Source organism: Bradyrhizobium sp. DOA1 (genome assembly GCF_001593325.1).
GTDB lineage: Bacteria > Pseudomonadota > Alphaproteobacteria > Rhizobiales > Xanthobacteraceae > Bradyrhizobium.
In genome coordinates this window covers 4,532,014-4,558,641 of sequence record NZ_JXJM01000001.1, presented here as the reverse complement: position 1 = coordinate 4,558,641, position 26,628 = coordinate 4,532,014, and the positions used below count along the sequence as shown (strand labels likewise).

29 protein-coding genes are annotated in these 26,628 nt (G+C 64.6%); 19 read left to right on the top strand and 10 right to left on the bottom strand.

Annotated elements, in window-relative coordinates:
• The first annotated feature begins 13 nt into the window (after positions 1 to 13).
• Positions 14 to 688 carry a spermine/spermidine synthase domain-containing protein gene (locus SE91_RS21400; protein ID WP_061849004.1) on the top strand — a complete coding sequence of 225 codons (675 nt, stop codon included), beginning with the start codon at positions 14 to 16 and terminating at the stop codon, positions 686 to 688.
• Here SE91_RS21400 and SE91_RS21395 read toward each other — a convergent pair.
• The gene (locus SE91_RS21395) at positions 685 to 1,596 is read right to left on the bottom strand and encodes an alpha/beta fold hydrolase (RefSeq protein WP_061851230.1); all 912 of its coding nucleotides are present in this window, start codon (positions 1,594 to 1,596) and stop codon (positions 685 to 687) included. The two genes, SE91_RS21400 and SE91_RS21395, sit on opposite strands and share 4 nt — an antisense overlap.
• A 156-nt stretch (positions 1,597 to 1,752) precedes the next feature.
• Between SE91_RS21395 and SE91_RS21390 the strand changes: the two genes are divergently transcribed.
• The 16 genes from SE91_RS21390 to SE91_RS21315 all read left to right on the top strand — a co-directional run bounded on the left by SE91_RS21390 (position 1,753) and on the right by SE91_RS21315 (position 15,691).
• Positions 1,753 to 2,136, top strand: a complete 384-nt coding sequence (locus tag SE91_RS21390; protein ID WP_060735462.1) for a hypothetical protein — start codon at positions 1,753 to 1,755, stop codon at positions 2,134 to 2,136.
• Complete coding sequence (locus tag SE91_RS21385) at positions 2,133 to 3,215, top strand: PHA/PHB synthase family protein (protein WP_061849003.1); 1,083 nt, start codon at positions 2,133 to 2,135, stop codon at positions 3,213 to 3,215. The genes SE91_RS21390 and SE91_RS21385 overlap by 4 nt, the downstream gene beginning before the upstream one ends.
• A complete protein-coding gene (locus tag SE91_RS21380) occupies positions 3,212 to 3,805 on the top strand; it encodes a GNAT family N-acetyltransferase (protein WP_061849002.1) in 594 nt (197 codons plus the stop codon). Before SE91_RS21385 ends, SE91_RS21380 begins: the two co-directional genes overlap by 4 nt.
• Positions 3,806 to 3,999: 194 nt before the next feature.
• Entirely contained in the window at positions 4,000 to 4,455 is a 456-nt protein-coding gene (locus SE91_RS21375) for a phasin (protein WP_060735463.1), read from the top strand.
• A gap of 170 nt (positions 4,456 to 4,625) precedes the next feature.
• Positions 4,626 to 5,912, top strand: coding sequence for a DUF445 domain-containing protein (locus tag SE91_RS21370; RefSeq protein WP_061849001.1), 1,287 nt, complete (start codon positions 4,626 to 4,628; stop codon positions 5,910 to 5,912).
• Positions 5,913 to 6,113: 201 nt separating this feature from the next.
• On the top strand, positions 6,114 to 6,884 hold the full coding sequence (locus SE91_RS21365; protein WP_061849000.1) for an esterase/lipase family protein: 771 nt from the start codon (positions 6,114 to 6,116) through the stop codon (positions 6,882 to 6,884).
• A 91-nt stretch (positions 6,885 to 6,975) separates the two neighbouring features.
• Entirely contained in the window at positions 6,976 to 7,842 is an 867-nt protein-coding gene (paaX, locus tag SE91_RS21360; protein ID WP_061848999.1) for a phenylacetic acid degradation operon negative regulatory protein PaaX, read from the top strand.
• Positions 7,843 to 7,918: 76 nt separating this feature from the next.
• Positions 7,919 to 8,911 (top strand): 1,2-phenylacetyl-CoA epoxidase subunit PaaA, encoded by a 993-nt coding sequence (paaA, locus tag SE91_RS21355; RefSeq protein ID WP_008550205.1) that lies wholly within the window; start codon positions 7,919 to 7,921, stop codon positions 8,909 to 8,911.
• 10 nt (positions 8,912 to 8,921) lie between these two features.
• Positions 8,922 to 9,209, top strand: coding sequence for a 1,2-phenylacetyl-CoA epoxidase subunit PaaB (gene paaB / locus SE91_RS21350; RefSeq protein WP_008136594.1), 288 nt, complete (start codon positions 8,922 to 8,924; stop codon positions 9,207 to 9,209).
• Entirely contained in the window at positions 9,209 to 9,985 is a 777-nt protein-coding gene (gene paaC, locus SE91_RS21345) for a 1,2-phenylacetyl-CoA epoxidase subunit PaaC (RefSeq protein WP_061848998.1), read from the top strand. Before paaB ends, paaC begins: the two co-directional genes overlap by 1 nt.
• Positions 9,979 to 10,482 carry a 1,2-phenylacetyl-CoA epoxidase subunit PaaD gene (gene paaD, locus SE91_RS21340; RefSeq protein ID WP_061848997.1) on the top strand — a complete coding sequence of 168 codons (504 nt, stop codon included), beginning with the start codon at positions 9,979 to 9,981 and terminating at the stop codon, positions 10,480 to 10,482. The genes paaC and paaD overlap by 7 nt, the downstream gene beginning before the upstream one ends.
• Before the next feature lie 130 nt (positions 10,483 to 10,612).
• Positions 10,613 to 11,695 carry a 1,2-phenylacetyl-CoA epoxidase subunit PaaE gene (paaE, locus tag SE91_RS21335; protein WP_061848996.1) on the top strand — a complete coding sequence of 361 codons (1,083 nt, stop codon included), beginning with the start codon at positions 10,613 to 10,615 and terminating at the stop codon, positions 11,693 to 11,695.
• A gap of 55 nt (positions 11,696 to 11,750) precedes the next feature.
• On the top strand, positions 11,751 to 12,200 hold the full coding sequence (paaI, locus tag SE91_RS21330; protein WP_061848995.1) for a hydroxyphenylacetyl-CoA thioesterase PaaI: 450 nt from the start codon (positions 11,751 to 11,753) through the stop codon (positions 12,198 to 12,200).
• 29 nt (positions 12,201 to 12,229) lie between these two features.
• Positions 12,230 to 13,561, top strand: coding sequence for a phenylacetate--CoA ligase PaaK (gene paaK, locus SE91_RS21325; protein ID WP_061848994.1), 1,332 nt, complete (start codon positions 12,230 to 12,232; stop codon positions 13,559 to 13,561).
• A gap of 64 nt (positions 13,562 to 13,625) precedes the next feature.
• Positions 13,626 to 14,630, top strand: a complete 1,005-nt coding sequence (locus SE91_RS21320) for a quinone oxidoreductase family protein (RefSeq protein ID WP_061848993.1) — start codon at positions 13,626 to 13,628, stop codon at positions 14,628 to 14,630.
• Positions 14,631 to 14,632: 2 nt separating this feature from the next.
• Positions 14,633 to 15,691 (top strand): YeeE/YedE family protein, encoded by a 1,059-nt coding sequence (locus tag SE91_RS21315; protein WP_061848992.1) that lies wholly within the window; start codon positions 14,633 to 14,635, stop codon positions 15,689 to 15,691.
• On the opposite strand, the gene SE91_RS21310 is transcribed toward SE91_RS21315, so the two are convergent.
• The gene (locus tag SE91_RS21310) at positions 15,670 to 16,584 is read right to left on the bottom strand and encodes a DMT family transporter (RefSeq protein WP_060735469.1); all 915 of its coding nucleotides are present in this window, start codon (positions 16,582 to 16,584) and stop codon (positions 15,670 to 15,672) included. The genes SE91_RS21315 and SE91_RS21310 overlap by 22 nt on opposite strands.
• 83 nt (positions 16,585 to 16,667) lie before the next feature.
• Here SE91_RS21310 and pdxR point away from each other — a divergent pair, with 83 nt between their 5' ends.
• A complete protein-coding gene (pdxR, locus tag SE91_RS21305; RefSeq protein ID WP_061848991.1) occupies positions 16,668 to 18,116 on the top strand; it encodes a MocR-like pyridoxine biosynthesis transcription factor PdxR in 1,449 nt (482 codons plus the stop codon).
• A 7-nt stretch (positions 18,117 to 18,123) separates the two neighbouring features.
• On the opposite strand, the gene SE91_RS21300 is transcribed toward pdxR, so the two are convergent.
• Genes SE91_RS21300 through SE91_RS21280 form a run of 5 tightly spaced genes read right to left on the bottom strand, consistent with a single transcriptional unit; the run spans position 18,124 to position 22,876 of the window.
• Complete coding sequence (locus SE91_RS21300) at positions 18,124 to 19,347, bottom strand: bifunctional alpha/beta hydrolase/OsmC family protein (RefSeq protein ID WP_061848990.1); 1,224 nt, start codon at positions 19,345 to 19,347, stop codon at positions 18,124 to 18,126.
• Between the two features lie 25 nt (positions 19,348 to 19,372).
• On the bottom strand, positions 19,373 to 20,032 hold the full coding sequence (locus SE91_RS21295) for a sulfite oxidase-like oxidoreductase (protein ID WP_008550184.1): 660 nt from the start codon (positions 20,030 to 20,032) through the stop codon (positions 19,373 to 19,375).
• A 3-nt stretch (positions 20,033 to 20,035) separates the two neighbouring features.
• On the bottom strand, positions 20,036 to 21,358 hold the full coding sequence (locus SE91_RS21290; RefSeq protein WP_061848989.1) for an MFS transporter: 1,323 nt from the start codon (positions 21,356 to 21,358) through the stop codon (positions 20,036 to 20,038).
• A 30-nt stretch (positions 21,359 to 21,388) separates the two neighbouring features.
• Positions 21,389 to 22,609 carry a cytochrome P450 gene (locus SE91_RS21285; protein WP_061848988.1) on the bottom strand — a complete coding sequence of 407 codons (1,221 nt, stop codon included), beginning with the start codon at positions 22,607 to 22,609 and terminating at the stop codon, positions 21,389 to 21,391.
• 57 nt (positions 22,610 to 22,666) lie between these two features.
• A complete protein-coding gene (locus SE91_RS21280; protein ID WP_061848987.1) occupies positions 22,667 to 22,876 on the bottom strand; it encodes a ferredoxin in 210 nt (69 codons plus the stop codon).
• A 133-nt stretch (positions 22,877 to 23,009) separates the two neighbouring features.
• Between SE91_RS21280 and SE91_RS21275 the strand changes: the two genes are divergently transcribed.
• Positions 23,010 to 23,657 (top strand): TetR/AcrR family transcriptional regulator, encoded by a 648-nt coding sequence (locus SE91_RS21275; protein ID WP_061848986.1) that lies wholly within the window; start codon positions 23,010 to 23,012, stop codon positions 23,655 to 23,657.
• Here the strand turns inward: SE91_RS21275 and SE91_RS21270 are convergent.
• From SE91_RS21270 to SE91_RS21260, 3 genes are all read right to left on the bottom strand, one after another.
• Positions 23,654 to 24,304, bottom strand: a complete 651-nt coding sequence (locus SE91_RS21270; protein ID WP_061848985.1) for an aspartate/glutamate racemase family protein — start codon at positions 24,302 to 24,304, stop codon at positions 23,654 to 23,656. The genes SE91_RS21275 and SE91_RS21270 overlap by 4 nt on opposite strands.
• A 10-nt stretch (positions 24,305 to 24,314) precedes the next feature.
• Positions 24,315 to 25,733, bottom strand: a complete 1,419-nt coding sequence (locus SE91_RS21265; protein ID WP_060735472.1) for an amidase — start codon at positions 25,731 to 25,733, stop codon at positions 24,315 to 24,317.
• Positions 25,734 to 25,847: 114 nt separating this feature from the next.
• The gene (locus SE91_RS21260; RefSeq protein ID WP_061848984.1) at positions 25,848 to 26,624 is read right to left on the bottom strand and encodes an SDR family oxidoreductase; all 777 of its coding nucleotides are present in this window, start codon (positions 26,622 to 26,624) and stop codon (positions 25,848 to 25,850) included.
• Positions 26,625 to 26,628: the final 4 nt, after the last annotated feature.

The window sequence follows — 26,628 nt, the reverse complement described above, 5'->3', positions numbered from 1 at the left end:
CTAAAGCTCTGGCATGATTCCCTGGGAAAAGCTCGACACCGCCAAAATCCCCGGCTCCGACGAAGAGCTCCGCCTGATGCGGCGCGGCAAGGAGTTCTCCATCAAGCTCGGCGCCAACGAGCTGATGAACAGCCGCCTGTCGGGCTCTGAAGCGGCGCTCGCGACGCTGGCGGCCAAGCAGATCGAGACGGGCGCAAAGCCCATCGTTCTCATCGGTGGCCTCGGCATGGGCTTTACGCTGCGCGCGGCGCTCGCCGTGCTCGGAAGCAAGGCGAAGATCGTAGTCTCCGAGCTGGTCCCGTCGGTCGTCGCATGGGCACGGGGTCCGATGGCTGAGGTCTTCGGCGACAGCCTCGATGATGCCAGGGTGAGCATCCAGGAAACCGACGTCGGCGAGATCATCCGGGCAAGACGATCGGCCTTCGATGCCATCCTGCTCGACGTCGACAACGGACCGGAAGGGCTGACCCGGAAGGGCAATGATGCGCTCTATAGCGCGAGCGGGCTCTCCTCGGCGAAGACGGCGCTGCGGCCGGGCGGCGTGCTCGCCGTCTGGTCGTCCGGACCCAATCCGGCGTTCACCAGGCGTCTGCGCAGCGCCGGCTTCGACGTCAACGAAGTGAACGTTCGCGCCACCGGAAGAGGCGGCGGCGCCCGACATGTGATCTGGATCGCGAAGAAGAGCTAAGCTGCCTGGGCCGCCGCGCCATGTGCATGTTTGTCGATCGCGCCGATGATCTCCGGCCAGAACCGCATCGGCAGCGCGTGGCCCATCCCCTCGATCATCAGGAGCTTGGCGCCCGGGATCGACTCAGCCGTGTCCCTGCCGCCCTCGGGACGGACCAGGGGGTCGACGGTGCCGTGAATGACCAGCGTCGGAATCTTCACGCCGCGGAGCCGTTCCTTGCGGCTGCCGGAGGCAAGCACGGCGCGGAGCTGCCGGCCGACGCCGGCCGGGTTGAGCCCGCGCGCGAACACCCGCTCGGCCCGCCCGACGTCCAGCGCTTCCTCCTCGGGAAAATGCCCGGCGCGCAACACCTTCCAGGTCTGCCCGAAGCGAACCATGAATTCCTCCTTGCTGCGCGGCGGCGGCGCCATCAGCATGGCGGCCGCCTCGCGTGTCGGTCCCGGCACGCGCGGATTGCCCGTGGTCGACATGATCGACGTTAGCGACCGTACGCGCTGCGGAAACGACAGCGTCACCTCCTGCGCGATCATGCCGCCCATGGACGCCCCGACCAGATGCGCCGAGTTGATGCCGAGCGCGTCCATCAGCCCGACCGTGTCCTTGGCCATATCGATCAGCTTGTAGGTCGCCGCCACGGGAATCCGGAACAAGCGCAGCTTCAACAGCTCGAACGGCGTCAGCCGTTTGCCTCCCGTGAGATGGCTCGACTTGCCGATGTCGCGATTGTCGAAACGGATCACGCGAAAGCCGCGCGCGGCGAGCTGCTCGCAGAACGCATCGTCCCAATGGATCATCTGCGCGCCGAGCCCCATGATCAGCAGCAGCGGTTCGGCATTGTCGTTGCCGAAGATCTCGTAGCAGATGTCGATGCCATTGGCGCGGATGGTCTGGACGGTCACGGTCGCGATCCCTCGCTGCTGATCAATGCTGTATTGCACGCTTTGGCGCGGCAAAGAAGCCGTGAGTGCGGCACCGGGCTGCTTGCCGGTTGACCGGCCCCTCGCAACGGTGTGGTATGGCCGAAAAAGAAGGGCATCGAAGCTCTCGATTTCAGGAGGACGCCGATGACCGACAAGACCAATGACCCCGTCGCCATGTGGCAGAAGATGATGGGCGAGATGGAGAAGGGGTTCAACTCCTTCGCCAACCAGGCCATGTCTCGACCCGAGTTTTCCCAGGCGATGAACCGTGCGGGCGGAGTTGCTGCAGGTGCTCAGAAGCAGCTCGGTGAGCTCATGGAGAAATATCTCGTCACGATGAACCTGCCGAGCCGGGAGCAGGTCACGGGACTGGCCGAGCGGCTCCAATCCGTCGAAGCCCAGATCGGCGAGATCAAGTCGATGCTGAGTCAGATGGCGGCAAGTTCCGGAATGTCGACCGGCCTGGACAGCGCGCCGCGGCCGCCGCGGACGAAGCGCCCGCCCTCCGAAGGCGGAGCGCAGACATGAACGCGCAAACGGGACTTGATTTCGCATCTATCCCGGAGCGCATCCAGTCCGAGGTGCAGCGTGCGATCCAGCGCAGCATCAAGGGCGTCGAATATTTCTCGACCTCCGGCCCCACGCTCGGCTCGACGCCCAAGGACGTGCTGCATTCGCGCGGCACGATGAGCCTTTATCATTACCGGCCGATGTCGGATGAGATCTACCGGGTGCCGGTGCTGATCGTGATGGCGACCACCAATCGCGGCTACATCCTCGATCTCGTGCCCGGCCAGAGCTTCATCGAGTTCCTGCTCAGACGCGGCTACGACGTCTACATGCTGGACTGGAGCGCGCCGCGGCCGGAGGAGAAGAGCCTGCGCATGGAGGACTACGTCCTCGACTTCATCCCGGATTGCGTCCGCCGCGTGCAGTCCGATTCCGGCGAGCAGGACGTGTCCGTCATCGGCTATTGCTTCGGCGGTGTGCTGTCGCTGCTGTACGGCTCGATCCACAAGGACGGGCCGATGAAGAATCTGATCTGCTTCACCACGCCGATCGACTTCCGCGAGATGAAGCTGTTCTCCAATTTCTCCGATCGCCGCTATTTCGACGTCGACCGTCTCGTCGACAGCGTCGGCAACGTGCCGCCGGAGATGATCCTGTCCTCGTTCGAGATGCTGCGCCCGGCCTCGCGCACGGTAAGCCAGATCCAGCTCTGGGAGAACATTTGGAACGACGAGTTCGTCAAGTCCTACCGGATGTTCGATCGCTGGGCGACCGACACGCTGCCGCTGGCCGGCGAATATTTCCGCACGATCACCAAGGACCTGATGTGGGACAACAAGCTGTTCAACGACACCATGTCGGTCGGCGGCCGCGCGGCGAAGCTCGAGAACATCAAGGTGCCGATCCTGCATGCGGTGGCCGAGCACGATCACATCGTGCCTTATGATGCGGCAAAGCACCTGATCGCGAAAATCGGTTCGGAGGACAAGGAAGAGGTGATGCTGAAAGGCGGTCACGTCTCGCTGGTCGCCGGTGCCAACGCGGTGAAGCGGCTGTGGCCGAAACTGGACTCCTGGCTGGGAAAGAGATCGACATGAGTGAGCACCGTTCCTATCCGCGTCAGGTCAAGACCGATGCCGGCGATATCGAGGTTCGCCTGATGTCACCCGGCGACGAAGCCGCGGTGCTCGCCTTCGGCCAAGCTCTTCCGACCCATGATCTGTTGTTCCTGCCGCGCAATATCAGCCAGCCGAAGGTGCTCTCGGCCTGGGTCAAGGAGATCGAGCGCGGAGCCATCACGAGCCTGTTGGCGGTGACGGACGGTCGGGTCGTCGGTTGCGGCACGCTGGTGCGCGATCCGCATTCCTGGTCGCCCCATGTCGGCGAGATCCGCATGGTGGTCTCGTCCGATGTGCGCGGGAAGGGAGTGGGCAAGGCGTTGTCGCAGGAGACCTTTGCGCTTGCGCTCGGTGCCGGCCTGGAAAAGCTGTCGGTGCAGATGACGGTCGACCAGCAGGCCGCGATTGCCCTGTTCGAGAGCCTCGGCTTCAAGGCCGAGGCGCTGCTGCGCAATCATGTCCGGGACGTCGATGGCAAAACCCACGACATCGTCGTGCTCGGGCACAACATCGCGCAGGTCCAGGCCCAGATGGAGGCTTATGGGCTGCCGGGGGCCGTCCAGCATTAGGAACCAGCAGCCGGGAACCTTCTGGCCGGCGAGGCAGCATAGTGCCTCTTGTTAAGGCTGTTCACGATTTCGTGATATCGCGGTGCAATATGAATATTGCGACGCACAATTAACCGTGTCATATAAGCCGTGCCCCGGGCCAACGCGGACGGGGTGAGCCCATAGCTCAGACCAATGAGGATGGAGAGAACCCCATGACGACCGAAACCAACACCGCCTTCGAGGGCTTCAAGGACGCTTTCAAGAACATCCAGAATTTGGAAGTTCCTGAGGCTGCCCGCGAGTTCGTCAAGAAGACCGCCAACACCGCCAAGGACCGCGCCGCCGAAGCTTTCGCCGGCTCCGAGCGGGTGACCGCCGCCGTCGAGAACGCGGTGACCGAATCCGTCGCCGAGGCCGGCAAGATCAGCCGCAACATCCAGCAGGCGATCTACGAAGACGCCGAGGCGTTCTTCTCGGGCATCGACAAGCTCGCGTCCGCCAAGTCGGTCAGCGAGGCCGTCGAGATCCAGTCGAGCCTGCTCCGCGCACGCGGTGAAGTGTTCGTCTCGCGCGCCAAGGCGACCGCCGACTATTTCGGCAAGCTCGCCGCCAACGGTGCGAAGTCCGCTCAGGACAATTTCGCCAAGGTCTACACCAAGACCGCCTGATCCTGCGCCTGACGGCAAACTGAATTTGGGGCCCGCTTCGGCGGGCCTTTGTTTTTGTGTTGCCGCCGTCATTGCGAGGAGCCCTTGCGACCGAGCAATCCAGAATGTCTCCGCGGAAAGAATCTGGATTGCTTCGCTTCACTCGCAATGACGAGTAGGGTGATGCAGTCATGATCCCACTCGCCACCTATTCCTTCGACACTCCCGGTGACGCCGAACGCGCGGCCGAGCTTCGCCGTGTGAAAACATTGGCGACGCTGGTACTGGCCGCGACGTTGGCGCTGTTCGTGGTCGCAAAGTGGTTGTTGCCCGTGCATCCCGTCTTCGGCTTCATTGCCGCCTTCGCGGAGGCCGCGACCATCGGCGGGCTCGCCGACTGGTACGCGGTCGTCGCGCTGTTCAAGCGGCCGCTCGGCCTGCCGATCCCGCATACCGCGATCATCCAGAGCAATCAGGCCCGCATTGCCGACAAGCTCGGCGAATTCATCCAGGTGCATTTCCTCGAAGCCGGCCCGGTCGAGGCCAAGCTGAAGGAAATCGATTTCGGCTCCTTCGTCGCCGACTGGCTGCGCGACCGCAAGCGCAGTGACGATCTGGCCCGTTTCGCGCTGCGCCTGTTGCCGGAAGCCGTCTCCGCGACCGAGAGCTCCGGCCTGATGACCTTCATCATCCGCCGCATGTCGTCGCAGTTGCAGGCGATCGATCTCGCGCCACTTGCCGCCGGCACGCTGCGTGGCTTCGTGGCGGAAGGGCGGCACCAGATCCTGTTCGACGATCTCCTGCGCGTGATGCACGAGACGCTGAACCAGCAGGAAACGATGGCGATGATCCGCGACAAGGTGCGCGCGGAATTACCGACGCTGCTCAGGCTCTATCGCGCCGACAAATTCCTGGTGAACAAGATCGTGGCGTCCGCGACCGCGTTCTTCAATGAGGTCCGCAGCGATCCCAAGCATCCGTTTCGCGGCGAGTTCGACCGCATGGTGCTGACCTTCGTCGATCGGCTCGGCACCGACCAAGCCTATATCGACCGCATCGACGGATTGAAGCGCGATCTCCTCGCGCGGCCCGAGCTTGCGGCCCTTGCTCGCACCGTTTGGGCCAACACGCGCTCCTTCATCGAGCGCAGCGCGAGCGGCGAGACGCAGGTGCTTCAGCATCATCTCGCCGGCATGTTCGTCGCCGCAGGTGAGGCGCTCGCGGGCGATGCCGAACTGCGCGGAGAGATCAACAAGGGCCTGGTGACCGTGCTGCGCAGCTTCGTCGCCGATCAGAAAGGCGGCGTGTCGACTTTCATCTCGGACCAGGTGAAGGCGTGGAATATGTCGCAGTTGATTTCGCTGATCGAAATCAACATCGGACGCGACCTGCAATACATCCGCTTCAACGGTTCGCTGATCGGCGGGCTGGCCGGACTTGCGCTCTACTCCGTAGAATTCCTGCTCCGATGGTTGTGACTTTTGCGTCACGGCCGTTGGCATTAACGCGCGGGCCTATTGTCGCCTCGCCTCTCTCCCGCTTGTATATCGGGAACCGGCCGCCTAGCTGATTCATGTTGCGCTGCGGAACGATCAAGAAGCCGGGGTGTTGGAATTCGTGACCATTTGTCGGCCTCGTAGCCGGCGGCCTTTCCAGGAATTCTTCCCAGGGGAAATTTGATGACTGCAACTGCCCAGACGCTGCGCCCGCCGTCCCGCACCTTGATGTTTCTGGAGGGGCGCGCGATCCACGAGTTCGGCGCATTCCTCGGCGCGCTGCCGCTGCTGAGCCTCGCGCCGCGCGGCGATGGGCATCCGGTGCTGGTGCTGCCGGGCCTCGTGGCCTCTGACACGTCCACGGGCGCACTGCGCACATTTCTGAGCAGCAAGGGTTATGCGGTGGCTGGTTGGCGCCAAGGCCGTAACTACGGCCTGCGGCCCGGCGTTCAGGACGCGATGCTCGATCAGATCCGGGAGCTCAACGACACCCACGGCCGCAAGATCAGCCTGGTCGGTTGGAGCCTTGGTGGCATCTATGCGCGCCAGCTTGCCAAGATGGTGCCGGACAGCGTGCGCCAGGTGATCACGCTCGGCAGCCCCTTCGCCGGCGATCCGCGCTCGACCAACGCATGGCGCGTCTATGAATGGGCGAGCGGGCGCAAGGCCGACGAGGTCGATCCGCGTTTTGGCGGTGAGCTCGCCGCGCCGCCGCCGGTGCCGACCACCGCTATCTTCAGCCGGACCGACGGCGTTTGCGCCTGGCAAGGCTGCATGGAGAAGTCGGGCGCACAGACCGAGAGCATCGAGGTCGAAAGCAGCCATTGCGGCATGGGCCATCATCCCGCGGCGGTCTATGCGGTCGCCGACCGTCTCGCGCAGAAGGACGGCCAGTGGCGCCCGTTCGATCGCAGCGGCTGGCGCAGCATGGTGTATCCCGACCCGTATCGGTAGTGCACTTCTTCACCTCGCTGTCAGCGGGGAGGAGACAAGGCGTCGCTCGCGTCCATTGTCGCGCCCGCACCAAACGCGCTATGCCTCGCGCATGGCGCATCCGTTGTCCCGCATCATCGACCAGCTCAAGCGCGAGCCGTCGCGCACCGGCTCCATCGTCATCACCGTGTTTGGCGACGCCATCGTGCCGCGTGGCGGTGTGGTGTGGCTCGGCACGCTGCTGCAATTCTTCGAAAGCCTCGACATCGACAGCGGCGTCGTGCGGACCGCGATGTCGCGCCTTGCGGCGGACGGCTGGCTGACGCGCGAAAAAGTCGGTCGCAACAGTTTTTACCGGCTCGCCGACAAGGGCCGCCAGACCTTCGAGGCCGCCACGCGTCACATCTACGATCCGCCGCCGTCCGACTGGACGGGCCGCTTCGAGTTGCTCCTGATCGGCAATGGGGAAGACCGCGACGCCTCGCGCGAAGCGCTCCGCAATGCCGGCTTCGGCAGTCCGTTGCCGGGCGTCTGGGTCGCGCCGTCGGGCGTGCCGGTGCCGGACGAAGCCGCAGGCGCGATCCGTCTCGAAGTCTCGGCGGAGGATGACAGCGGCCGCCGTTTGCTCAGCGCGAGCTGGCCGCTGCAGCGCACCGCGGATGCCTATCTGAAATTCATGAAGACCTTCGAGCCACTTCAGGCCGCACTCGCGCGCGGCACCGATTTGTCGGAAGCCGATGCCTTCACCGCGCGCATCCTCCTGATCCACCATTACCGCCGGGTCGTGCTGCGCGATCCACTGCTGCCCGAGAGCCTGCTGCCGGCGGATTGGCCGGGCCGGGCCGCCCGCGACCTCTGCGGCGAGATCTATCGCGCGCTCCTTGCCCCATCGGAGCAATGGCTCGATGGCCATGGAACCAACGAGAAGGGAGCCTTGCCACCGGCCCGGAAGCTCCTGGAGCGAAGGTTTGGCGCCTGACGGACATGTTACAGAAATATCTTGCATGAACTAATTTGTGTTATATATTCCCTCCCAACAAATCGGGAGGATGCGCATGTACACCCAGGCGCTGAACACGGCCGAGACCGACGATCGCGGTCTGGAGGACGCTGGCAAAGCCGCGCAGTTTCAGGCCCGCATCGATGCCGAGGAGCGCATCGAGCCGAACGACTGGATGCCGGCGGCCTATCGCAAGACGCTCACCCGCCAGATTTCCCAGCACGCTCATTCCGAGATCGTCGGCATGCTACCCGAAGGCAACTGGATCACGCGGGCGCCGACACTGCGTCGCAAGGCGGCGCTGCTCGCCAAGGTGCAGGACGAGTGCGGCCACGGCCTCTATCTCTACGCCGCCGCCGAGACGCTCGGCACCTCGCGCGAAGAGCTGGTCGATGCCATGCTCGCGGGCAAGGCCAAATATTCCTCGATCTTCAACTATCCGACGCTGACCTGGGCCGACATCGGCACCATCGGATGGCTGGTCGACGGCGCCGCGATCATGAACCAGATCCCGCTGTGCCGATGCTCCTATGGTCCCTATGCGCGGGCGATGATCCGCGTCTGCAAGGAGGAGTCCTTTCACCAGCGCCAGGGCTATGAGATCATGCTGACGCTGTGCCGCGGCTCGGACGAGCAGAAGGCGATGGCGCAGGACGCGCTAAACCGCTGGTGGTGGCCTGTGCTGATGATGTTCGGCCCGCCCGATGCGACGAGCCAGCACAGCGACACCTCCACGAAGTGGAAGATCAAGCGCTTCTCGAACGACGAACTGCGCCAGAAGTTCGTCGATGCCACGGTGCCGCAGGCGCACTATCTCGGCCTCACCATTCCCGATCCCGGCATGATCCAGGATGCTGACGGGCACTGGCGCTACTCTGAGATCGACTGGACCGAGTTCAAGCAGGTGCTTGCCGGCAACGGCCCCTGTAATCGCGACCGCATGGCTGCGCGCCGTAAGGCGCATGAGGAGGGCGCCTGGGTGCGCGAGGCGGCGGCCGCCTATGCAGCCAAGCGCGCGCAGCGTCAGACAGCTCAGGCTGCCGAATAGGGAGATCACGATGGCCACGCCGAACACGCCGCTGTGGGAAGTCTTCATTCGCAGCCGCAACGGGCTCGCGCACAAGCATGTCGGATCGCTGCATGCGAGCGACGCGACGATGGCCCTGCAGGCCGCCCGCGACATCTACACCCGACGCGGCGAGGGTTTGTCGATCTGGGTCGTCCCGTCGACCGCGATCACCGCAAGCGATCCCGCCGAAAAGGGCATGATGTTCGAGCCGGCGGAATCGAAGATCTACCGGCACCCCACCTTCTACGAGGTGCCGGAAGAAGTGGGGCACATGTGATGGCCGTCGCCAACATCCAGGTCTCCGAAACGCCGCTGGTGCTTTACGCGTTGCGCCGGGCTGACGATGCGTTGATTCTCGGCCACAGGCTGTCGGAATGGTGCGGGCATGCGCCGATGCTGGAAGAGGACATGGCGCTCTCCAACATCGCGCTCGATCTGATCGGTCAGGCGCGGGAGCTCTACAGCTACGCCGCCAAGGCCGAGGGCAAGGACAACGACGAGGACAAGCTCGCTTATCTGCGCGACGTCCGGCAGTACCGCAATCTGCTGCTGGTCGAGCAGCCCAATGGCGATTTCGCCCACACGCTGGTGCGGCAGTTCTTCTACTCCGCCTTCGCCGATCTCTACTGGCGGGCGATGATGACCTCGCGCGACGCGACGCTTGCGGCGATTGCGGCCAAGTCGGAGAAAGAGAGCGCCTATCATCTGCGCCATGCCTCGGAGTGGATCATCCGGCTTGGCGACGGAACGGACGAAAGCCATGCCCGGGCGCAAGGAGCGATCAACCATCTCTGGGCCTTCACTGGCGAGATGTTCGCGGTCGACGAGAGCGAGCGCGCCCTGATTCAGGCCGGTATCGCCGTTGATCCCGGGAGCTTGCGCGGCCACTGGCGGACGATCCTGTCCGATGTCGTCCGCGAGGCGACGCTCGAATTGCCGCAGAACGACTGGATGCAGCAGGGCGGTCGCTCCGGCCGGCACAGCGAACATCTCGGTCACCTCCTGTCCGACTTGCAGTCGATGCAGCGTACCTTCCCGGGGCTGACATGGTGACGGTGCTGGAGCACGATTGCGATCTGCGCCAACGCGCCTGGAACGTTGCGGCGAGCGTGGTCGATCCGGAAATCCCGGTGTTGACCATCGCCGATCTCGGCGTGCTCCGCGACGTTATAGTCGACGGCGATGATGTCGAGGTCGCGATCACGCCGACCTATTCGGGCTGCCCCGCCATGAATATGATCGCGCTCGAAATCGAGATCGCGCTGGAACGCGCGGGCTTCCGTCGTCCCAAGGTGCGCACGGTGTTGTCGCCGGCCTGGACCACGGACTGGATGAGCAAGGAGGGCCGCCGCAAGCTCCGCGCCTACGGCATCGCGCCGCCGCACGCTGCAAGCTCTCGCCGCGCCCTGTTCGGCGAGCAGGCCGTCGCGTGCCCGCAATGCAGCTCCGACAAGACCGAGCTGCTGTCCGAATTCGGCTCGACCTCCTGCAAGGCGCTGTGGCGCTGCAAGTCCTGCCGCGAACCCTTCGATTATTTCAAGTGTCATTGAGGCCCGTGATGCCAACCCCATCGTCATTGCGAGCGCAGCGAAGCAATCCAGTCTGTTTCTGCGGAAGCAGACTGGATTGCTTCGTCGCAACGGCTCCTCGCAATGACGGTTCGAATCCGGGGTGCCCGTAATGTCCGCCGCCGCACCGCGCTTTCATCGACTTGCCGTCAGCGATCTCCGCCGCGAGGCCTCCGACGCTGTCTCGATGACCTTTGCCATCCCCGACGAGCTCGCTGACGACTACGCCTTCACACCGGGCCAGTACCTCACCCTCCGCGCCTCGCTCGATGGTGAGGAGGTTCGCCGCTCCTATTCGATCTGCTCCGGACCGGACGACGGCGAAATCCGTATCGCCGTCAAGAAGGTCGACGGCGGCGCGTTTTCGAGCTGGGCGGCCGACGAGCTGAAATGCGGCGACGAGCTCGATGTGATGACGCCGACCGGCCGCTTCGGCGTGATCCCGCCGGCCGATAGCGGGCGCATCCATGTCGGCTTTGCCGCGGGATCCGGCATCACGCCGATCCTGTCGATCGTCAAGGGGATCCTCGCGCGCGAGCCGGACAGTGGCTTCTTCCTGTTCTATGGCAACCGCACCAGCGACAACATCATGTTCCTCGAGGCGTTGGAGGAACTGAAGGACCGCTTCATCGATCGCCTCTCGATCTTCCACGTCATCTCTGGTGAGGAGCAGGACATCCCGATCCTGCATGGCCGGCTCGACGGCGACAAGGTGAGGGTGCTTTTGCGCTCGCTGGTGCCGGCGGCAAGCGTTGATCACGTCTTCATCTGCGGGCCATCAGGCATGAGCGAGGACATCGAAGCGACCTGCCGCAGTCTCGGCATCGCGGAGGAGCGTATCCATGTCGAGCGCTTCGTCTCCGAGTTCGGCGGCAAGCCGCGGCCGAGGAAGGCTGTTGCGCCCGACGCGCCGCCGAAGGCGATCGCATCGCTCATCATCGACGGCAAGCGTCGCGACGTGCCCGTTGCCGAGGACGAGGCGATCCTCGATGCCGCGCTACGGGCTGGCGTCGATCTGCCCTTTGCCTGCAAGGGCGGCATGTGCTCGACCTGCCGTGCCAAGCTGGTCCAAGGCGAGGCGCCGATGGACATCAACTATTCGCTGGAACCCTGGGAGCTGAAGGCCGGTTTTGTTCTCACCTGCCAGGCCAAGCCGTCGTCGGAACGGGTCGTGGTCGACTACGACCACGTTTGACAGTCTTGGCGTGGCAGCAGAACATCATGAACAAAAATTTCGCCGGGAGAAGCGCGTGAACGTCAAAGCCGAGCTGTCGCCTGAGGATATTGCCCGCGCCTGCGCCGACGCGATGTGGGCGGAGGACGACGCCTCCAAGGGTCTCGGCATGGAGATCATCGAGATCGGTCCGGGCTTCGCGACGCTGGCGATGATGGTGCGGCCGGACATGGTCAACGGCCAGCGCATCGCCCATGGCGGCTTCATCTTCACGCTCGCCGATTCCGCCTTTGCATTCGCCTGCAACTCGCACAACGAGCGCGTCGTCGCGGCGCAGGGTCAGATCACCTTCATCAAGCCCGGCAAGCTTGGGGATCGCCTCGTCGCAAAAGCGCGCGAAGTCACCCGCGGCGGCCGCTCCGGCATCTACGACGTGCGCGTAACCGTAGACGATACCGCCATCGCGGAATTCCGCGGGCATTCGCGTGTCATTCCGGGCACGTGGCTGCCGCAGCAAGACAAATAAGAAGAACGAACCAATGTGGGGAAACGAGGATGGCTCTGACGAGACGCAAGGAAGGTGGCAGCACCTATAGCGCCGAGATGGACGCGCAGGAGCGCGCCTCGCGCGACGAGATCATGGCCCTGCAGAAGCAGCGGCTGGCCTGGTCGCTCAAGCATGCCTATGATAACGTCGCGCATTACCGCAAGGGCTTCGATAAGGCCGGCGTGCATCCGTCCGACTTCCGCGAGCTCTCCGATCTCGCCAAATTTCCGTTCACGGTGAAGACGGACCTCCGCGACAACTATCCCTTCAACATGTTCGCGGTGCCGCGCGAAAAGCTGGTGCGCGTGCACGCCTCCTCTGGCACCACGGGCAAGCCGATCGTCGTCGGCTATACGCAGGCCGACATCGACACGTGGTCCGCCGTGATGGCGCGCTCGATCCGCGCCGCTGGTGGCCGCACCGGCATGATCATCCACAATGCATACGGGTATGGACTTTTCACCGGCGGCCTTGGCGTCCACTACGGCGCGGAAAAGCTCGGTTGCACCGTGGTGCCGATCTCCGGCGGCATGACCGAGCGGCAGGTGCAACTCATAAACGATTTCCGCCCTGACATCATCACGGTGACGCCGAGCTACATGCTCGCGATCCTCGACGAGTTCAAGCGGCAGAAGCTCGATCCGCGACAGTGCTCGCTCAAGATCGGCATTTTTGGCGCGGAGCCCTGGACCAACGCAATGCGAGCCGAGATCGAGGACGCCTTCGACATGGATGCGACCGACATCTATGGCCTCTCGGAAGTCATCGGCCCCGGGGTCGCGCAGGAATGCATCGAGACCAAGGACGGGCTGCACATCTGGGAGGACCATTTCTACCCGGAAGTGATCGACCCCGAGACGGGCGCGGTGCTGCCCGACGGGGAGAAGGGCGAGCTGGTCTTTACCTCGCTCACCAAGGAAGCTTTCCCGGTGATCCGCTATCGCACCCGCGACCTGACGCGGCTTCTCCCGGGCACGGCACGCCCGGGCATGCGGCGCATGGAGAAGGTGACGGGCCGCTCGGATGACATGATCATCCTGCGCGGCGTCAATCTATTCCCGACCCAGATCGAGGAGGTGCTGCTCGCGACCGATTGGTGTGGCGGCCATTTCGTCCTGGAACTGACCCGCGAAGGGCGGATGGACGAATTGACCATCATCGCCGAGGCGAGATCGGAAAGCTGGGACGGTCGGGGGCTCGTCGATCATGCCGAGCGCGTCTCGACCCACATCAAGAACACGATCGGCATCAGTTCGAGGGTGGAGGTAGTCGCGCCGGCCACGCTGGAGCGCTCGCTCGGCAAGGCCAAACGCCTCTACGACAAGCGGCCCAAGGACTGACTGGACGGATTGACTTGACCGGCCGCAGAGGCGACAAGGCCGGCGAGAAATCGCGGGTTTTCCGATGTCGCCAGCCGATGCCAAAACAGTCGAAGCGCGCTGCGTGCGCCTCAATGCCAAGGCCGAAAACGCCGCTGCGCTCGCGCCGGCGATCGAGCGTCACGCGCTCACGCGCGGTGCGGACGACCTCCTGATCGAGGTGAAGGCTGCGGCGGTCAATCCATCCGACGTCAAGGCTGCGACCGGGCTGATGCCCTACGCCGTGTTCCCGCGCACACCCGGCCGTGATTATTCCGGCGTGGTGATCGACGGGCCGGCCGGCATGATTGGCCAAGAGGTGTTCGGCTCGTCCGGGGATCTCGGCATCCGCCGCGACGGCACCCACGCATCCCATCTCGTGGTCGAAGCCGATGCCGTGGTGGAGAAGCCGAAGGCAGTGTCCTGGGAGGAAGCCGCGGGCATCGGCGTTCCCTTCGTCACGGCCATGGAAGGCTTTCGCCGGGCCGGCGTCCCGAAGCGTGGCGAGACCGTGCTGGTGTTCGGCGTCAACGGTAAGGTCGGCCAGGCCGCCGTGCAGATCGCGACTTGGCAAGGCGCAGACGTCATTGGCGTGGTGCGCAAGGCGGAGGCCTATGAAGGCCACGCTAATACACCCATCGGGGTGATCGACGCCTCTGCGAGCGACGTCGCCACGCGCGTACGCGAATTGACTGGCGGCAAAGGTGCTGACATCGTCTTCAATACGGTCGGCGATCCCTATTTCCAGGCGGCTCACAAGTCGCTCGCCTTGCGCGGCCGGCAGATCCTGATCGCCGCGATCGACCGCATCGTGCAGTTCAACATTCTCGAGTTCTATCGCGGCCAGCACACCTATGTCGGTATCGACACGCTGGGTCTGTCCTCGGCCGCAACCGGCGCTGTGCTTCGGAATCTCGGCCCGGGCTTTGCGAGCGGGCATCTGAAGCCGTTCCCGATCAAGGCAGACGCTGTCTATCCGCTGGACCGCGCCAAGGAGGCTTACGTCGCCGTCGCAGGCTCCTCGCGCGACCGCGTGGTCCTGAAGCCTTAGAAATGGAGTCGTCCACTCAACTCGTCATCCTCGCCGGCCTCGTCATTGGATTGATCTATGGCGCGGTCGGCCTGCTCAGCGGTTTCTGCCTGATGAGCAGCGTACGCGGCTGGCTTGCTGAGGGGGATGGGCGGCTGGTGCGCACCTATGCGCTGGCGATGGCCGTTGCGATCGCCGCGAGCCAATTCCTCGCGGGCAGCGGCACGGTCGATCTCGGCAAATCGATCTATCTCCAACAATCCTTCTCGGTGCCCGTGCTGTTCCTCGGCGGCCTGTTGTTCGGCTACGGCATGGTGCTGTCGAACGGCTGCGGCTCGCGCGCACTGGTGCTGCTCGGGCGCGGCAATCTCAGGTCTTTCGTCGTCGTGATCGTGCTCGCCATCGCTGCGCAGATGACGCTGAAGGGCCTAATCGCGCCGGCGCGCATTGCGCTGGTTCAGGCCTCGCAGATCACCGTCAACTCGAATGCGCTGCCGTCGCTGTTGGCAACGTTCGGTGCGGCTGAAGCGACCTCGCGGGCGCTCGCGGCCTCTGCGATCGCCGTCGCGCTGGTCCTGTTTGCATTCGCGCATCCGGCGTTTCGGCGCTCGCCGGGGCAGGTCGCGGCGGGCATCATCGTCGGCCTGCTCGTCGCCGGCGGTTGGTCCGTCACCGGTTTCCTCGGCGCCGACGAGTTCAATCCAGTGCCGGTGACTTCGCTCACCTTCGTCGCGCCGATCGCCGATAGCCTGCAATACGCTATGCTCTCGACCGGCCTGACGCCCAACTTCGGCGTCGCGACGGTCGCCGGTGTCTTCGCTGGCAGCCTGATCACCGCGCTGGCCACGCGCCGTTTTCAGCTCGAAGGCTATTCCTCGCCGCGACACATGCTGCGTTCGGCCGGCGGCGCAGCGCTGATGGGTATCGGCGGCGTGATGGCGTTCGGCTGCTCGATCGGGCAGGGGCTCACCGGCCTATCGACGCTGGCGCTGGGCTCGTTCGTTGCCGTCGCCGGCATCCTGCTCGGCACCACGGCAGGCCTGCGCGGGAGCTTGCGGGTTCAGCCACTCGCGGTGGCCTGACCGCGCAGCAACCGGTCGCCGAGCGTCGCAAGACCGATGCCGGTGACAATCAGCGCCGCCGCGACCGCAAGACTCATGTCGATGGGTTCGCTCAGAAGGATCGCAGCGCTGGCGATGCCGACGAGCGGCGTTCCGGTGGTGCCGAGCGACGTCGTCAGGGCCGAGATGCTCTTGTTCACCATCGACATCGCCCAATAGGCCAGCACCGTTCCGATCAGTCCCGAATAGAGAAACAGCAACACGAGCCGCCACGACCACGCCACGTGCGGGAGGCCGTCCACGGCTGTCGCGCCGACCGACAGCACGACCGTTGCCACGAGCACCTGCCAGAACAAGAGCTGGAGCGGGGATCCGATCCAGCGATGCGCGCGCATATAGATGATGTTCGCAGCCCAGCAGATCGCGGCCAGGATGACCATGCCGGCGCCGAGCAGGACGTTGGTGTTGGTCCAGTCGATCGAGGACGGATTGAGGATGACGGCAAGGCCGATCAGCCCGAGCAGAGCGCCGGCGAGCTTTGGCGCGGTCAGCGTGTCCTTTCCGAGCAGGGGCGCGGCCAGTGCGACCCAGAGCGGCGTGGTGTAGCCGAGCACGACGCCCTTGCTTGCAGGCAGGAAACGAAGGCCACCCGCAACCAGGATAGAGAACAGCGTCATGTGCAGCAGCGCCACGCTCAGGATCACGGGAATGTCGCGCCGCTCCGGGATCACCAGATTGTTGCTGAGGCCGAGGAGCACGAACAAGCCAGCCAGCGCGATCCAGCTCCGGATCGCCGCGCTCCACAGCGGCGGCACGAACTGCACGAGCTGCTTGGTTACCGACCAGTTCACGCCCCAGGCCAGCACCACGATGAGGAACAGGCCGATGGCGGTGCGGGGTGACAGGGTGCTCATGTCGCAGGTCCTTGAAGCAATCCGGGTCGCCGGATAGCATTCCAACTGGCATCCGAAGAAGTGCCAGATTGGAGAACATTAGGGTGCCAGTGTCCGACACGACGGTTTCCGGGCTGATCGAGCTGAAGCGGACCGATGGCGAGGGGCTGGTGGCGCAATTGACGAGCCAGCTCCGAAGCTTGATCGCCACCCGGCGCCTCGGCAAAGGCCGCGCGCTGCCGTCGAGCCGACGGCTTGCGAGCGATCTCGGCGTCTCGCGCAACACCGTCACATACGCGTTCGAGCAGCTGGCGGCCGAGGGATATCTCGCAGCGTCGCACGGTCGCCGTCCCGTGGTCACGATCGACGGGCGCGAACGCATCGAACAAGCGGGCGCCGCCGCAGCGGGCGAGCGCGCCCGCAAGCCTCGGCTCTCGCCCTGGGCCACCAAGCTCCAGCGGGCGGACTGGCCGATGTCTTACCGGGGCCAGCTCAAACCGCTGCGCCCAGGGCTGGGCGATTTCAGGGAGTTTCCGAACGAGGTCTGGGCGCGGTGCCTGCGCCGCAGCGCCGTCCATGCAGGCAGACGCGAGCTCGGACCGGTCAACCGGCTGCGCCTACGCGAAGCGCTGGCGCACTACCTGGCGACGAGCAGGGACGTCCGCGCCACGGCGGACCAGATCATGATCCTGCCGAGCGCGCAGGCCGCGCTGACGCTGATTGCGGCCACACTCATTTCGCCGGGGGACAATGTATGGGTTGAGGACCCCGGCTATCCCGGCGCGGCGGCTGCCTTTCACGCATCCGGCGCGCGCCTGACCGGCGTCAGGCTGGACGAACAGGGCATGCAGCGGACACCGGGGCTTGGCGCTCCGAAGCTGATCTTCATGACGCCGTCGCATCAGCACCCGACCGGCCGGTTGATGTCGCTGGCTCGCCGCACCGAGTTTCTCGCCGCAAGCCGACCCGGCAGGACCTGGATCGTCGAGGACGATTACGACGGTGAATTCCACTATGACAGCCGGCCGGTGCCAGCCTTGCAGGGGCTGGATGCCCATGGCCGCGTGTTCTATGTCGGCACCTTCTCGAAGGCGATGAGGTCGGACATCCGCCTTGGCTATCTGGTCGCGCCGGCGGCGCTGGTCAGCACCTTGGAAATTGCGCAGCAGCATATGGGGCTTATCGCCGCCAGCCACATCCAGGAAGCGCTGGCCGAATTCATCGCCGATGGGCACTTCCTTGCGCATTTGCGCCGGATGCGCCGGCTCTATCACGCGCGCCGCGATCATCTCGTCGAGGAGCTGCAGCGGCATCTCGGTGGCATGCTCTCGGTCGAGGTGCCGCCCGGCGGTATCCAGCTCGTCGCCCGCCTCAAGCGCGGTCGGGCCGATCAGGCCGTGGTCAAGCGACTGGTCGCCGCCGGGGTCGAAACGCGAGCTCTGTCCAGCCTTGCGCTCGGCCGTCCCAGGGATCACGGTCTGCTGCTCGGCTTTGCGGCCTGGCATGAGAGCGAGATCAGCGCGGCGGTACGGACAATGGCATCCTGTTTCTAGTGCGGCGCTACTCGATGGCCTTCGTCACGATACGAATCTCGGACGTCAGGGTCCGGTGCACCGGACACTTGTCGGCGATCTCCATCAGTTTCTTGCGCTGCTCAGCATCGAGCGCGCCATCCATCGTGACGTCACGCTCGATCTGGTCGAGCATGCCCTCCCGCGTCTCGCACTCGGCGCAATCCTTGGCGTAAATCTTGGAATGTTTCAGCGTGACGGTGACGCGGTCGAGCGGCAGCGATTTGCGGTCGGCATAGAGGCGCATGGTCATGGAGGTGCAGGCGCCGAGGCCTGCGAGCAGGAAATCATAGGGCCCGGGGCCGGCATCCTCGCCGCCGGCAGCCACAGGCTCGTCCGCCACCAGATGGTGCGGCCCGACCGAGACGATCTGGTTGAACTTGCTCTTGCGGGTCTCCTGCACCACGACCTGTCGCGGCGCCTCGGGAAGATCCATCGCCTTGGCGGGCTTTGCCGTCTCGACGTAGCGGCTTGCCCAGGCCGCGATCACATCGGCGGTGTAGAGAGCATCGGCCGGTTTCGACAGCAGGTGGTCGGCGTGGTCGAGCGAGACGAAGCTCTTGGAGTGCTTCGCCGACACGAAGATCTTGGTCGCATTGTCGATGCCGACGGTGTCGTCAACCGGTGAATGCATCACCAGCAGCGCCTTGTGCAGGCCGGTAATGTCCTTCATCAGCTGGTGCTCGGCGATATCGTCGAGGAATTCGCGCTTGATCCGGAACGGGCGTCCCGCGAGCGAGACTTCGACCTCACCCTGAGCACGGATGTTGTCGAGATGCTCACTGAAGAGACCCGTGACGTGGGCGGGATCTGAGGGCGCTGCAATGGTGACGACCGCCTTGGCTTCAGGGATCTGTCCCGCTGCAGCAAGAATCGCCGCACCGCCGAGACTATGGCCGATCAGGATCGACGGCGCCTTGCGGACGTTGCGCAGATGATCGGCCGCGCGCACGAGATCGGCAACGTTGGAGGAGAACGTCGAATTGGCGAAATCGCCCTCGCTGGAGCCGAGCCCGGTGAAGTCGAACCGCAGGACCGCGATGCCCTTGGCGGCAAGCGCGACCGCGATGCGCTTGGCTGCCAGCGTGTCCTTGCCGCAGGTGAAGCAATGCGCGAACAGGGCGAACGCAGCGAGCTCGCCGTCCGGCAACTCCAGCGCGGCCGAAAGCTGATGCCCGCCTTGGCCGGTGAATTGAAAGCGTTCCGTCGGCATGGGCTTCCCCCGTCCTTGCTTGATCCTAATCGCCTGAATAGCGTTGCTCGGCCCAGGGATCGCCGCGGTTATGATAGCCGCGGACTTCCCAGAAGCCCGGCGCATCCTTGGTCAGGAATTCGATCGCCTGGAGCCATTTGGCACTCTTCCAGAAGTACAGATGCGGCACGACCAGCCGCACCGGGCCGCCATGCTCCTCCGTCAGCGGCTGACCCGACCAGCTATGGGCGAGCAGGGCGTCCTCGGCGGCAAAATCCTCCAGCGCAAGATTGGTGGTGTAGCCGTCATAGGAATGCAGCACGACGAAGTGTGCGTCCTCGCGCGGCTGGCAGAGTGCGAGCAGCTCGCGCGTCGCGAGGCCTTCCCACTCGTTGTCGTAGCGGGACCAGGTCGTCACGCAGTGAATGTCAGAGGTGAAGCGGGCCTGCTTCTGCGCGGCGAATTCGGCAAAGGTCCAGAACACGGGAGTCTCGACCGCGCCATAGACGTCGAGCCGCCAGCGTTCGCGCGACACCGGCGGCACGACCCCGAGATCGAGCACCGGCCAATCCTTGGTGAGGTGCTGGCCGGGCGGCAGCCTTTGGTCCTCCGGCCGCGTGATCTTCCCCGTGAGAAAGCGGCCCTCGCGCGCCCACTTCTCCTTGGTGCGCGTCAGCTTGCTGTCGGATGGCGTCTCGTCGTTCATGGCCTACTCGTGCCGATGCATTGCGGAGGCATGCTTGGTATCGCGCATTGTAGCATAGATGATCAGCGACAGGCAGATGATGCCTGCAAGATAGAAATAGAACCATTCCTCGTGCCCGATGCTCTTGAAATAGAGCGCGATCGCAGGTGCCGTGCCGCCGAAGATCGAGACCGTGATGGCGTAGGGCAGGCCGACGCCGAGCGCGCGGACATTGGTCGGGAACAACTCGGCCTTCACCACCGCGTTGATCGAGGTGTAGCCGGCGACGAACAGCCAGGCGGCGCAGATCAGGATGAATGCGATGAAGGGCGACTTGGTCTCCTTCAACGCCATCAGCAGCGGCACGGTGGCGAGCGTGCCGGCGACACCGAAGAAGATCAGCAGCGGCTTGCGTCCGATCCTGTCGGAGATCGCGCCATAGATCGGCTGCAGGATGGTCGCGAAGATCAGCGTGCCGAAGATCACGAACGTGGTCTGGTCCTCGGTCAACCCAACCGAGAGCTTGACGAAGGTCTGCATGTAGGTGGTGAAGGTGTAGAACGCCGCAGTGCCACCGGCGGTCAGGCCGACGACGAGCAAGAGTTCGCGCGGATAGCGCAACAGGTTGCTGAGCGAGCCGGTCGGCTTCACCACCTTCTTGGCTTCCTCGAACGCCTCCGTCTCGTGCAGGCCGCGTCGCATCACCGCGGCAAAGATCGCAAGCGCCGCGCCGATCGCGAAGGGGATGCGCCATCCCCAGTCCTTCAGCTGCTCCGGGGTGAGGAAGACCTTTTGCAGGAGCAGCAGCACGATGATCGCGGTGAGCTGGCCGCCGATCAGCGTGACGTATTGGAAGCTGGAATAGAAGCCGCGGTGCTTGGGGTCGGCGACTTCACTGAGATAGGTGGCGCTGGCGCCATATTCGCCGCCGAGGCTCAGGCCCTCGATCACGCGGGCGAGCGCCAGAATCATCGGTGCGGCGAAACCGATCGTCGCGTAGGTCGGCGTCAGCGCGATGATCAGCGAGCCGAAGCACATGAAGACGACGGACAGCGTGAGCGAGATGCGACGGCCGTAATGGTCGGCGATGTAGCCGAAGAACCAGCCGCCCAGCGGCCGCATCAGGAAGGTCGCCGCGAATACGACGGCGACGTTCAGCTGTTGGACGACGGGGTCCTCGCCGGGAAAGAACGCAGGAGCGAAGTAGAGCGCAAACGCCGTATAGGCGTAGAAATCGTACCACTCGACGAGATTGCCTATGGAGCCGATGAAGATCGCCTTGATTCGCCGCTCGGCGTCGGCGATGTCGATGTGGTCGGAGGCCGGGTTGGTTGCTTGCTCTGTCACGCCGGCCTCTCCTTACAATTTGGAAGAGGCCTACATCGCCTTTCCGAGCAAGAATGGCAACTGGCGGGGGCCTCGCACCGTGCCTTGTGACCATGTCACCGTGCCTGCTGGATCGAGCCGGAAGTCCGGAATGCGCTTGAGCCATTCCTCCAGCGCAACCTGCATTTCCATGCGCGCAAGGTTGGAACCGACGCAGCGGTGAATGCCGAGACCGAAAGCGGCGTGGCGGTTCTCGCGACGGTCGATCACGACTTTGTCAGCGTCCGGAAACATCTTGGGGTCACGGTTCGCAGCCGGGAACGACAAGAGTACCATGTTGCCCGGCTTGACCGGGCAACCCGAAATGGTGGTCTCCTTGACCACTTCGCGCGCCATGGTCGCCGGCGAATAGGCACGCAGCAGCTCTTCCACCGCGATCGGGATCAGGCCGGGCTCGGCGATCAGCCGCTCGCGATCGGCAGGCGTTTTCGCAAGGTGCCAGAGCGAGGAGCCGATCGCACTCCAGGTGGTGTCGATGCCGGCGATCAGGAGCAGGCGCAGCGAGCCCAGCACGTGGGAATCCTCCAGCGGATTGCCTTGCTTGTCCCTCGCGTTCATCAGATACGAGATCAGGTCATCGGTCGGCTTCGTCTTGCGCGCCTCGATATGGGCGCTGAAATAGGCGCTCATCTCCTGGACGGCCTGGAGCAGCTTGGTCTCGTCCTTGATGCCCAGCTCCAGAATCATGTGGATCCAGTTGACGAAGAGATCGCTGTCGCCTTCGGGAATGCCGAGCATGTGCGCGATCGCGCGCACCGGAATGTGCTTCGTGTAGCGCGCGGCCGCGTCCACGCTTTTCTCGGCGATGAATTCGTCGATCAGCTCGTTGCAGATGGCGCGGACGCGCGGCTCGAGCTTTTTCATTGCGTCGGGCGTGAACGGCGGCAGCAGAAGCTGTTTAGCCGGCTTGTGTTCGGGCGGATCAGAAGTGATCGGCGGAGCCGCGTTTCTGTTGATCTCGGGACGCACGTCGCGGACGATGATGCGACGGGAGGAGAAATGCTCGGTGTCGTTGGCGATCTCGCGCACGGCCTCATAGGTCGTCGGCAGATAGCAGCCGAGGAAGCGATTGGTGTGCACGACCGGGCTTGTGGTGCGCAGCTCGTCCCAGATGGGGAAGGGATCGTCCGTCCATTGCGGATCGGTGTGGTCGAAATCGTGAACCCAGTCGGTCACGGGCGGATGAGCGGCGGGCTGGCTGACGTCGGACATCTCGGAAGCTCCAGGGCTCGTGTTCGCTGAAAGCACGCGCAACGCGCTGAAAGCGCGCTACTCCTCGATCACATTGATCGCGATTTCCGGACAATTGGACTTGGCGAGCCAGGCCTTGTCTTCCAGGCCCGGCGGAACGATGCCGTCTCCGGCTTCATGGGCATTGCCGTATTCGTCGAGCTCGAACAGCTCCGGCGCGAGCGCCTTGCAGCGGGCGTGGCCCTGGCACTTGTCGGGATCGACGTGAACCTTCAGTCGCTCTGTCATCGCGGCTTCCTCGGTCGTAGGCGCCTGCCCCGAAGGCGGCGCGTTTCCTCATTTAGGTCTTGTCTAAGTTATAGCCTATTACATTCGTGTTGGACTTCCCCTGTCAAGCGCAATCTCATAGGCTTCGTTCAACATGCGCTCACAACTCGCTCGCAAGCCCGAGAAGACCTACCACCACGGCGATCTTCGCGATGCCTTGATCAAGGCCGCGCTGCGCGAAGCGGAACGGGGCGGTGCCGAGGCAATCAGCATCAAGGCGCTGGCCAGGCAGCTCGGCGTTTCGCAGCCGGCCCCATATCGACATTTTGCAGACCGCGAGGCTTTGCTCGCGGCGGTGACGGCGGAAGCCTTCCGGCAGCTCAGTGCAATTCTGCGCGAGGCGATGACAACGCCCTCGAAGCAATCGAAGCTGTCGCGGCTCGCGCTGGCCACGCTGGATTTCGGCCTGCGTCGCAACGGTATCTACCGGCTGATGTTCGCCTCGCGCACGGTCTCATATGCGGCCAAGGGCAGCGAGCTGCACGAGGCGACGCGCGAGACCTTTTCGCTCGTGATCGAGGCCCTGGAGGCTCCGGCGGTCGGCTATTTGCGCGAGCGGCAGGCGCTCAAGATCTGGGCGGCGCTGCACGGCGTGGTGATGCTGGCCGAGCAGGGACTGTTCACCGGCGAGGCGGCGCATGCGACGCGCGAGGAGCTGGTCGAGGACTTTGTCAACGAGACGAAGGGGGCTCTGGCCGTTGCGATCAAGGATGCCCGGCGCCGCAAGAAGGCCGGTACTTAAGTCCTCGCGTTCAGCAGCTTCATTAGCTTGTCGACGGCACTGTCAGGCGTTGTCACGACCGGACGGCCGGTGACTTTGGCGACCAGCGGCGCGGCCGCGGCGATGCTGAACTGCGCGAGCGCGATGACGTCGCAATCGCGCAAATCGCGCGAAGCTTCGGCGATCAGCCGGTCGTGCGTTGCGCGGTCGCCGCGATCGAGTGCCGCCAGCGCGCCCTCGGCGAGCTTCGGTACGACCTCGACGGTGGTGGGAAACTCCGGCGGCATCGAGGCCAGCGTCGGCGGGAAGGTCGAGAGTAGGCCGATGCGCTTGCCCATGGTCACCGCACGCTCGATCATGGCTTCGTTCGGCTTCAGCACCGGCACCGGCGCGTGCGCCCGCGCGACCGCTTCGATGCAGGGGCCGAAGGCCGAACAGGTGAACAGGATCCCGTCCGCTCCGGTCCCTGCGGCGTAATTGCCGAGCGCCAGGAAACGCTCGGTCATGGCCTCGGTGAGCGCGCCGTCGCGCGCGAGATCCGCCGACAGGCTGTCGTCGAGCAGGTTCATCAACCGCGCCGCGGGCGACGCCTTCGCGAACGCCGCCTCGATCGGGGCGATGGAGTGTTTGAGGGCGTGGATGAGGGCGATGCGAGGTGGTGTCGTCATCGGGAATACGTCAGTTCTTCACCTTCGGGTCGATCGGCGTCGTGCTGCGCAAACCCAGAATGTCCTCCAGCACCTTCGCGCCGGCGATGACCTGCGCATCGGCGCGCGGCGCGCCCACCACCTGCACGCCGACCGGCAGGCCGGACGCCGTGAAGCCGCACGGCAGCGACAGCGACGGGCAGCAGGCCAGCGTGATGGCGTAGACGATGCCGAGCCATTCGACGTAATTGTCGAATCGCTTGCCGGCGCATTCGGCGACATAGCGATTTTCGACAGGGAAGGGCGGCACGATCGTGGTGGGCGTCAGCAGCAAATCATAGTTCTTGAAGAACTCGACCGCGCGCGCGGTCATAGCAACGCGCTGGGCCTCGGCGCGCTCGAGTTGCTCGACGGTGAGCTTGAGGCCTTCCTCGATGTTCCAGATTACCTCGGGCTTGAGCAGATCGCGCTTGGTCCGGAGAAGCTGTGCCTTGCTGATCGCGAAGTCGAAGGCGCGCAGCACGTGGAAGCATTCATGCGCCTCGCGCCAGTCGGGATGTGCCTCCTCGACGACGGCGCCGGCCTCGGCAAAGCGTTCAGCCGCCTTGCGCGTGATCGCCTTGACCTCGGGATCGACAGGCGTGATGCCGAGATCGGGCGAATAGGCGATGCGCTTGGGCCTCTTGCCGGACTGTGCGGCCGACAGGAACGAGGTCAGAGGCGCCGGCAGCGACAACGGATCGGCGGCATAGTCGCCGCTCATGGCGTCCAGCAGAAGCGCGAGATCCTCGACGTTCCGGGCCATCGGCCCCTGCACGCCGAGATTGCGGTCGATGCCCGCCTTCGGCGTATGCGCGACGCGGCCGATGCTCGGCCGCATGCCGACGATGCCGCAGAAGCTCGCCGGGCTGCGCAGGCTGCCGCCCATGTCGGAGCCCTGCGCGAGCCAGGCCATGCCGGTCGCCAGCGCCACCGCCGCGCCGCCGGAGGAGCCGGCCGCGGATTTCGAAGTATCCCAGGGATTGAGCGTCGCGCCAAACACCTCGTTGAAGGTGTTGGCACCGGCGCCGAATTCCGGCGTGTTGGATTTGGCGTAGACGACCGCGCCGTTGGCCTCGAGGTTCTCAACCATGAGGTCGGACTTGGCGGGGATGTTATCCCTAAAGATCGGCGAGCCCTGGGTGTTCAGCACGCCTGCAACGTCAGTCAGGTCCTTGATCGGCACCGGCAGGCCCGCGAGCAGGCCGCGCGCGCCGGCCGGCTTCTGCATCAGGGCCTTGGCATGATCCCGCGCGCGATCGAAACACAGCGTCGGCAGTGCGTTGACTTTGCCGTCGACCTCCTTGATGCGCTTCTCCACCACATCCAGCAGTTCGAGCGGCGAGACGTCGCCCGACCGCAATTTGTCGACGACTGTGCACGCGGTTTCGCGGATCAGGTCTTGAGACAATTATTTTACTCCCGTGCTTGTCCTGTCGTCATTGCGAGCGCAGCGAAGCAATCCAGTCTGTGACCGCTGGGGCATTCCTGGATCGTTTTGCTTCGCTCGCAACGACGGAAGAAACTAACCCCAGCCGGCGCTGATGCCGCCATCGACCGTGTAGATCACCCCCGAGGTATAACCTGAGCGATCCGACGCCAGGAACGCCATGAGGTCACCGATCTCGCGCGCATGTGCGGGACGGCCGAGCGGCAGGCTCTTCTGGAATTCCTTGTAGCGAGTCTCGTCGCCGAACTGGTGCTTGGCACGCGTCTTGAGCAGGGTGACGTGACGGTCGGTGCCGACAGGGCCGGGATTGATGCCGACAACGCGGATGTTGTCGGCGAGGCTCTTGCCGCCGAGCGCGCGGGTGAAGGCCATCAGCGCGGCATTGCCGGCGCTGCCGCAGATGTAATTGGCATCGAACTTCTCGCCGGCCGCGCCAATGTCGTTGACGATCACGCCGCCGCCCCTGGCCTTCATCTGCGCATAGATCTGCCGCGTGAGGTTGATATAGCCGAACACTTTCAATTCCCAGGCGTGCCGCCAGGTCGCCTCGTCGAGCTTGTCGATGGAGCCGCCCGGGATGTCGCCGGCATTGTTGACGAGGACGTCGATGTCGGCGGCTTCCTTCGCGAGCCGTGCCACGTCCTCCGTCTTGCGCAGGTCCACGATGCTGGTTGCGGCATCGATCTGGTGCGCCGAGCGCAGGCGATCCGCCAGCGCCTTGAGCTGGTCGCCGCTGCGGGCAGCCAGCAGGAGGTGCGCGCCTTCTTCGGCAAATGCCTCGGCGGCAGCCGCGCCGATGCCCTTGGAGGCGCCCGTGATCAGGACGCGCTTGCCACGCAGATGCAAATCCATGAGG